The organism is Streptomyces sp. NPDC020362, assembly GCF_040642095.1.
Classification (GTDB): domain Bacteria; phylum Actinomycetota; class Actinomycetes; order Streptomycetales; family Streptomycetaceae; genus Streptomyces.
In genome coordinates, this window is sequence record NZ_JBFAET010000299.1 from 1 (window position 1) to 7621 (window position 7621).

The window sequence follows — 7621 nt, forward strand, 5'->3', positions numbered from 1 at the left end:
GCCGGTCCGGCCCCCGCGGGAGCTCCTGGGGGGTGTGCGAGCCTGACGTCGGGCAAAGGCTTTGTGAGCGGAAGGGGATGGGTGCTTGCGGGAGGTCCATCACGAGGGGCTTGCCTCGATCGGTGCCGGTCTGGCGGAGATGGCCGACCTTGTGGGTGGGGCGGACGGACCGTGCCACCACTGCCCTTCTGGATGCAGACCTGTGGGAGATGGGGCAGCTCGCGCAGCGTGTGATGGCCCGGGCCGCCGAGATCCTTGCGACGCGGCACGTCGAGGCAGCGCTGCGGATGGAGCAGGACGACGACCGTATGGACGAGCTGTACCGCATGATCTTCCAGCATCCGATGGACGACCGGTGGAAGCACGGGGTGGAGACGGCGGTGGACGTCACTCTCGTCCGCCGTTACCACGAACACTTCGCCCATCACGCTGTCTCGGTCGCCCGGCGCATGGTCTACCTGGTTACCGGTGAGCACACGGAGGACTACATCCCTGACCCGCCGATCACCCGGCGGGCCGCCGCTTCGGCACGATCAGCGTGTGGTGGGTGCCTGTGCGCGGCTGCCGCACATGGCTCAGCACGGCCGGTACGGCCACGGCCAGGCAAACACGGAGGAGCAGCGGGCAGGTCTTTGCGGTGCACGTGCGATGCGTCCGCGAGGGCCCGTCGGCCATCAGCAGCCGAGGCGGACGGTGGCGCGCGACCGAGCTTGGAGCAGGGGTGTCAGCCGACTGCGGTGACGGCGAGCGCGGTGAGGATGAGAGCGTAGGCGGCCACGGTCAGAGCCGCGCGTGCCAGACGCGCGCCGCGCACCCGTCTTTGCGGGGGTGGGTCGAAGCAGCAGCAGGGCTTTGACGGATGCCAGTAAGGAGAGTCCAGCCAGTAGGAGCCCAGGAGTCGAGCAGTGCTGGAAAGTCGGGCTTCGTCGTCCATGTGCGGGCCAACGGCAGGTGCGAGTGACGCGTTGCGGTGGTGAGCCGGGACGGAATCGGACCGTGACCTTGCATAGGTGCAGGGCATCTGCCGGCAGGCGAGGCGAACGACGGACCGCAGGAGGTTGGCTACCCCGTATGTGGGCGTGAAAGGCGATGGCCCACCAGCGAACGCCTGGTCACCGGCCGGCGGTCGGGTGGCGCTGGCCTGGAGTCAGTGGCGGTGTCCGCCGACCTCAGCGCACCGCGTGCACCGCCGGACGAGTGGCGCTCCGACGACAGTCCGCTGCCTTGGGCGTTGGAGTCTGCACCGTGAAGGTGCAAGGGACGCTGCCAAGGCCGATCCGGAGGCTCAACCTGCATGAGGCCGAGCCAGGCCGTGGTCGTAGGTGAAGATCACCGCCTGGACGCGGTCGCGGGCGCCGATCTTGGACAGGACGCGGCCGACGTGGGTCTTCACCGTGGACTCCGACAGGACGAAGTGCGTGGCGATCTCGCCGTTGGTCCAGCCCTTGCCGATGGCGACGAGGATCTCGCGTTCGCGGTCGGTGAGGGTACTCAGGCGCGGATCCTCGGCGGAGCCGCTGCCGCCGGGTGGTACGAGCCGGGCGAATTCGTGCAGCAGGCGGCGGGTGAGCGCGGGCGCGATCACCGCGTCGCCGACGGCCACGGCGCGGATGCCGGCGAGGAGTTCCTCGGGGCGGGCGTCCTTGAGGAGGAAGCCGCTGGCGCCGGCGCGCAGGGCCGCATACACGTACTCGTCGAGGTCGAAGGTGGTCAGGACGAGGACGCGGGAGCGGTCTCCGGAGGCGACGATCCGGCGTGTGGCCTCGATGCCGTCCATGCCCGGCATGCGTACGTCCATCAGGACGACGTCCGGGCGGAGTTCGGCGGCCTTGCGCACTGCTTCGGCTCCGTGCGCCGCCTCCCCGACCACCTCCGTCTCGGGAACGGAGTCCAGAAGCATGCGAAAGCCGTACCGCTGGAGCGGCTGGTCGTCCACGACGAGCACGGTCGTCACCGGCCACCGCCCTGGGGAGCGAGGTCGAGGGTGGCGCGCACCGTCCATCCCGGGCCCGCAGGTCCCGAGGTGACGTGTCCGCCATAGAGAGCTGCTCGTTCTCGCATGCCCACCAAGCCGTGTCCTTCCTCGTTCGCCGTGTGGGGACGGTCGGCCGGTGCAGGTGGGCCGGAGTCCTGGACGGTGATGGTCAGCCGTGCGTCTTCAACGACGACCGCCAGGTTCGCACGGGCGCCCGCGCCGGCGTGTTTCAGGGTGTTCGTCAGGGCCTCCTGCACGATGCGGTAGACCGTCAGCTGTACCCCGCTGTCGAGGGCGTCGACGTCACCGGCCGTACGGTAGACGACCTCCAGGCCGGCGGCACGGACGCCCTCGCACAGCGCGTCGATGTCCGCGACACCGGGCTGCGGGCTCAGCTCGGGCTCGGCCGGCGGACCGTCCGCCTCGCGCAGTACGCCGAGTACCCGCCGCAGTTCGCTCAGGGCCTGGCGACCGGTGTCCCCGATGAGGTGCAGCGCCTCCTTTCCCCGCTCCGGGGCGACGGCAGAGGCGTAGGCACCCGCGTCGGCGAGCGTGATGATCACGGACAGGTTGTGGCCGACGATGTCGTGCATCTCGCGGGCCACTCGTGCCCGTTCGGCGGCGACGGCAAGTCTGCCGCGCTGGTCGCGTTCGATCTCCAGCCGTGCGGCCCGGTCCCGCAGCCCGGCCAGCTGAGCCCGTCGGATGCGGATCATCAGACCGAGCGCGAGTGCCGCGGTCGCTGTGCTGAGCAGGAAGAACAGCGCGTCCCAGACCGACATCGCCGCCGACACCCGCGCCGCGACCAGGCTCAGCGCACCCGCTGTGACCGCACAGGCCCAGGGAAGCTGTCGTAGCCGGCCGTGCAGGGCCAGGCTGTACAGGGCGACGAAGAGGGCAACGTCCGCGCGGAGTGCGGCGCCGAGCGACCACTGGAGAACGAACACGGCCGTGACGGCGCCGAAGGCGGCGGCGGGTGCCCGGCGTCGCCACAGCAGCGGCAGCACCAGCCCGGCCTGCAGGGCCAGCATGCCCGCAACGGGCAGCCGGGTGAACGCCAGGCGGAAGCGGCGCGGGCCGTCGTCGTCCCCGTCGATCGCGCCGAGCGCGTGCAGCAGGTCCGGCAAGCAGAACAGCAGGAAGACCAGGACCACCACCGCGGTGTCGAGCACCCACGGACGGGCCTGGTCGGCGTGCCGGAGCCGCTGGCCGGCCCGGCCGAGCCGGGCGACCAGCGGCCCCATCCCGCTGAGATCTTCGGTGGTCATGGAGGTCACGAGACCATGATGCGGGCGGCTGCCGCTCAGACGTCGCTGCGCAGCAGCCGGTACGCCGCCCCTGCCAGCGCCAGAACCGTCCAGCCGAGGAAGACCAGAAGTCCGGCGGAGGGCGACAGGGTGGTCGAGTCATGGGTCAGCGCGAAGATCGACTCACCCGCGTGGCTGGGGAGGTAGGGGTCGATGTTTCCCTGCCACGAGCTGGGCAGCAAGGAGATCAGCCCGGGTACGAGCATGAGGGCGGCGACGAGCACCGAGATGCCGCCGGCCACCGACCGCAGTAGCGCGCCCAGCGCGGCGCCGATCACGCCGACCAGGCCCAGGTAGAGCCCGGCCCCGAGCAGACTGCGGATGACACCCGCGTGACCGAGGCCCATGGCGGCGGGCGTGCCGGACACGATCTGGCTGCCGACGAGGAAGGCGATGAACGCGCCGACGGTGGCGACCACCAGGGCAACCAGTCCGTACACCGCCGCCTTGGACCACAGCACGGGCAGCCTGCGCGGTACGGCCGCCAGGGTCGAGCGGATCATGCCGGTGGAGTACTCGCCCGCCGTGACCAGCACGCCGAGCACGCCGAGGGCGAGCTGGGCGAAGTTCGTGCCGAAGAGGGACAGGCTCACGGCCGTCGCGGAGGCGAAGTCGCGGTCCATGTGCCGACCGGAGTCGAGATTGGACTTGTAGTGGCTCGCGGCGATGACGCCGAAGGCGACGAGGAACAGCAGGCCCAGGCCGAGGGTGATCCAGGTGGAGCGCAGGGACCAGAGCTTGGCCCACTCCGAGGACAGCACGCGTCGGCCGGTCACCCGGTAGGCGGGCCGGGCCTGAGCGGCCGGAACGGTCTCGGGGGTCTCAGGGGTTGCCGTGAGAGTGCTCATGCCGCGCTCCCGGAGGTCTCGGTGCCGGTCGTGGAGCCGTGGTACTCCACGGCGTCCCTGGTCAGTTCCATGAATGCCTCCTCCAGCGACACCGCCTTCGTGGTCAGCTCGAACAGCGGGATCCGGTGCTCGGCCGCCTTCAGTCCGATCTCGCGGGCGGACAACCCGGTCACCTGCAGTTCCTCGGAGCCGATGCGGCCGGTGATCTCCACGCCAGGCCCGGCCAGCACCTCCCGCAGCCGCGTCGGGTCCTGCGTCGCCACCTTCACGGTGTCGCCGCCCGCCTCGCGCACCAGGTCCTGCACGGTCGTGTCGGCCAGCAGCCGGCCACGCCCGACGATGATCAGGTGATCCGCCACCAGTGATACCTCGCTCATCAGATGCGAGGAGACGAAGACCGTGCGTCCCTCGGCCGCGAGGGAGGTGAGGAGGTTCCGGATCCAGAGGACGCCCTCGGGGTCCAGTCCGTTGACCGGCTCGTCCAGCATCACCGTCTGCGGATCGCCGAGCAGGGCGGCCGCGATGCCGAGCCGCTGGCCCATGCCGAGGGAGAAGGCACCGGCCCGCTTCTTCGCGACGCTGCCGAGACCGGCCAGTTCGACAACCTCGTCGACCCGACGGTGCGGAATGCCATGGGTCAGCGCGAGCGCCCGCAGGTGGTTGTAGGCCGAGCGGCCCGGGTGGATCGACTTCGCCTCCAGCAGCGCCCCCACCTCCTGCAGCGGCGCCTCGTGCCGGGCATAGCGCTGTCCGTTCACGGTGACGGAGCCGCGCGTCGGCGCGTCCAACCCGACGATCATGCGCATCGTCGTGGACTTTCCCGCACCGTTGGGCCCCAGGAAGCCGGTCACCGTGCCCGGCTTCACGGTGAAGTCCAGCCCGTCGACGGCTGTCTTCTCGCCGTACCTCTTGGTGAGCTGCTGTGCCTCGATCATTGGGTTCTCTCTTTCGGACTCCGGCGCCCGAAACGCCTGACGCCTCCTCCGTCACGCTAAGTCCGCGATCTGCCGGATCAGGTGGTACCGGGGGCTGAACAGTGGCGGGTGGGTAGTACCGGGGTACTACGGCACCGGCGGCCGGGGGCGTCGGGGCCGACGGCGGGAGCAGGACTGACGCAGCGGCACAGGCAGCCGCGACCAGCGATCCTGACCAATGCCCGAGCAGGGGAGCAGTACCGGTACCAGTGCAGCCGGACGCAGGGCCCAGTCAGCCGTGTGCCTGGCCAGGCGCAGGAACTGAGTCTTGGCCATGTCTGTCAGACGCCTGCCTACTCGTCAGGGGTGACGTTGACGGCGCCGCACGACCAGCATGTCCACTCGCCCGGCAGCTGGTAGTGCGTCGTGGTCCAGAACCCTTCTGCATCGGAAGTGTGCGGCAGCGGTGACGAGTGGCGAGGCGCCGTTCGACGCCTCCGCGAACGCTCGCTCAGCGGCATGACAGGGTGTGCGGCATCCCTGACATCAGATCACCGTGCTGCCGCTGCAGCTGATCTCCATCCCGTCGTCCACCAGGAAGGCGACGCCGACGTATCCGTTGTCCAGGTTGCGCACGTGGCGCAGGTGGTCGGCCATAGTGGCCCTTGTGTGCCGACGCTGGAGCAGGCGGAGCTGAAACACGTGATGCTGTACGCGACACGGACCGCGGTGGTGCGGGTCGAGCACTCCAAGCTCGGTGCCAGCGCGTTCCCTCACTGTGCACCGCCGGACCGGCCGTGCACCCTGGTCGTGGTTGAGCAGGCGGATCCGGAGACGGTGGCGCCGTTCCGGGCCGATGGCACGGTGCTGCTCGTGCCGGTCACTTCCGCTCCAGCGCGGCCAGCCGCAGCTCAAGCTGGTCAACCCGGTGCCGTAGCAGGGTGACTTGGGCTTCCAGGCCGACTTCCCGTTCCGCCCTGCGCTGAATGCGCGGTGACGCGGCGGCGCGCTCGATCACCGCGTCCAGCTGGACCAGGCGCTGCGGCCCGTTCGGGCCGTCCACCAGCCGGGACTGGATCTCGCCATTGCGGTACCAGGACCGCAGGGCCGAGCGGGAAACGCCGGTCTCGGCTTCCGCCTTGGCCAGCGTGACCCAGGGTGTCTCGTCCAGCTGTTCGAACAGCTCCAGCTCATTCTGCCAGCGCGCGAGCCGGTCCTCCCAGTCCGACGGTGTCTCCATCACACCCTCCCTTCAGCATGGTGACCCTATCAATAGCAGTGTATTGACATGGTTGAGACCATGGAACCATGCCATTTGAAAGGTTCACGGTGAAAGCCCGCAAGGTGGTCGTCACGGCTCAGGAGGAGGCGAGGCTGCTCAAGCACAACTACATCGGCACGGAGCACATCCTGTTGGGGCTGTTCGACGCGCCCGACGGCATGGCGGCGAAAGTTCTGCACCAGCTCGGGTACGACAAGGAGACGGCACAGGTCGATATCGCCGCGGTGGTCAAGCCCGGCATGCAGGAGCTGAGCGGCCATATCCCGTTCGCGCCGAGCGCGAAGAAGACGCTGGACCTCGCCCTGCGCGAGGCGCTGGAGCTGCACCACACCTACATCGGTACGGAACACATCCTGCTTGCCCTGGTCAGGGAAGGTGAGGGCGTCGGCGCGCGGGTGCTTGCCGAGCGGATCAATCCGGTCAGCAAGATCCGTGCCGCGGTGCTGGCCTCATTGGAGGGATCGCAGGACGTCGCGGCCGGCCCATGGCCGGCCGGCACGCCTGCCACCGAGGACACCGTGTCCACCGCCAGTGCGCTGGCCGGTGGTGCACCGGTCGGCAGCCATCACCTGCTTGAGGCGATGCTGCGGGCGGAGAACAGCATGGCGGCCAGGGTGCTGCGCGAACTCGGGGTCGACCCGGACGCGGTCGCCGCCAAGATCGACGAACTGGATCCGGAGACGACCACGGACGCGAACCCGGAGGAGGCCGCCGCGCGCAAGATGGAAATCCGGCTGGTCGACGATGAGGTGCACCTGATCCTGCGGGACCCGACAACGGTCACGGTCGCCAGGAAGGTCACCGAGCTGTCCGGCGGCCCGATCCAGGGCGTCGGGCCGGTCGCCGGCATGTTCGTACCGCTCTGGCGGTCGACCAACCAGCTGCTGCTGCAGATCCAGCGCATGCTGGAACCGGAACCCGAAGACGAGGGCGGATCCGCCGCGAGCAACGTGGCCAAGGCCGTGCGCACGGTGCTCGCGCCCCGGCTCCGCCGGTGAACCGACTGATCAGCGAGCCGGAAACCGTCGGTGGGACAGGCGAGAACGGGTGCGCGGTGAGCGACGGCGCGCTGGAGCCGTTCTCGTCGGTGACCAGGGCGTGGGTCACAGGCGGGTTCGTCGCGCCCACCGAGGCGTAGCGCGGCGCCTTGCAGGCCGTCGCCGCCGGCCAGCACGCGCTGGTAGTCGCGCCGACCGGCTCCGGCAAGGCGCCGGCCGCGTTTCTCCGGGCACTGCACCGGCTGGCCATCGACCCGGTGCCGGCGGATCCGCCGGCACGCTGCCGGGTGCTGCGTG

The 7621-nt window shown here is 70.0% G+C and carries 6 protein-coding genes and 1 pseudogene; 2 read left to right on the forward strand and 5 right to left on the reverse strand.

All coding sequences use genetic code 11. The features are described 5' to 3' along the window. Positions 1-85 precede the first annotated feature (85 nt). A pseudogene (locus AB0H32_RS45100) lies at positions 86-485 on the forward strand (PhoU domain-containing protein); the annotation flags it as partial. Positions 486-1285: 800 nt separating this feature from the next. Here the strand turns inward: AB0H32_RS45100 and AB0H32_RS45105 are convergent. The 5 genes from AB0H32_RS45105 to AB0H32_RS45125 form a co-directional block, all read right to left on the reverse strand. Beyond that, complete coding sequence (locus AB0H32_RS45105) at positions 1286-1954, reverse strand: response regulator transcription factor (RefSeq protein WP_361134492.1); 669 nt, start codon at positions 1952-1954, stop codon at positions 1286-1288. Beyond that, positions 1951-3243 carry a histidine kinase gene (locus tag AB0H32_RS45110; protein WP_361134495.1) on the reverse strand — a complete coding sequence of 431 codons (1293 nt, stop codon included), beginning with the start codon at positions 3241-3243 and terminating at the stop codon, positions 1951-1953. Before AB0H32_RS45110 ends, AB0H32_RS45105 begins: the two co-directional genes overlap by 4 nt. 35 nt (positions 3244-3278) lie before the next feature. Then, positions 3279-4130 carry an ABC transporter permease gene (locus AB0H32_RS45115; RefSeq protein WP_361134497.1) on the reverse strand — a complete coding sequence of 284 codons (852 nt, stop codon included), beginning with the start codon at positions 4128-4130 and terminating at the stop codon, positions 3279-3281. After that, positions 4127-5065: an ATP-binding cassette domain-containing protein gene (locus AB0H32_RS45120; protein WP_361134500.1), complete on the reverse strand. Its 939-nt coding sequence runs from the start codon at positions 5063-5065 to the stop codon at positions 4127-4129. Before AB0H32_RS45120 ends, AB0H32_RS45115 begins: the two co-directional genes overlap by 4 nt. 859 nt (positions 5066-5924) lie before the next feature. After that, positions 5925-6284, reverse strand: coding sequence for an excisionase (locus tag AB0H32_RS45125; RefSeq protein WP_361134503.1), 360 nt, complete (start codon positions 6282-6284; stop codon positions 5925-5927). A gap of 68 nt (positions 6285-6352) precedes the next feature. On the opposite strand from AB0H32_RS45125, the gene AB0H32_RS45130 reads away from it, so the two are divergent. Beyond that, positions 6353-7324 (forward strand): Clp protease N-terminal domain-containing protein, encoded by a 972-nt coding sequence (locus tag AB0H32_RS45130; RefSeq protein WP_361134506.1) that lies wholly within the window; start codon positions 6353-6355, stop codon positions 7322-7324. Positions 7325-7621: the final 297 nt, after the last annotated feature.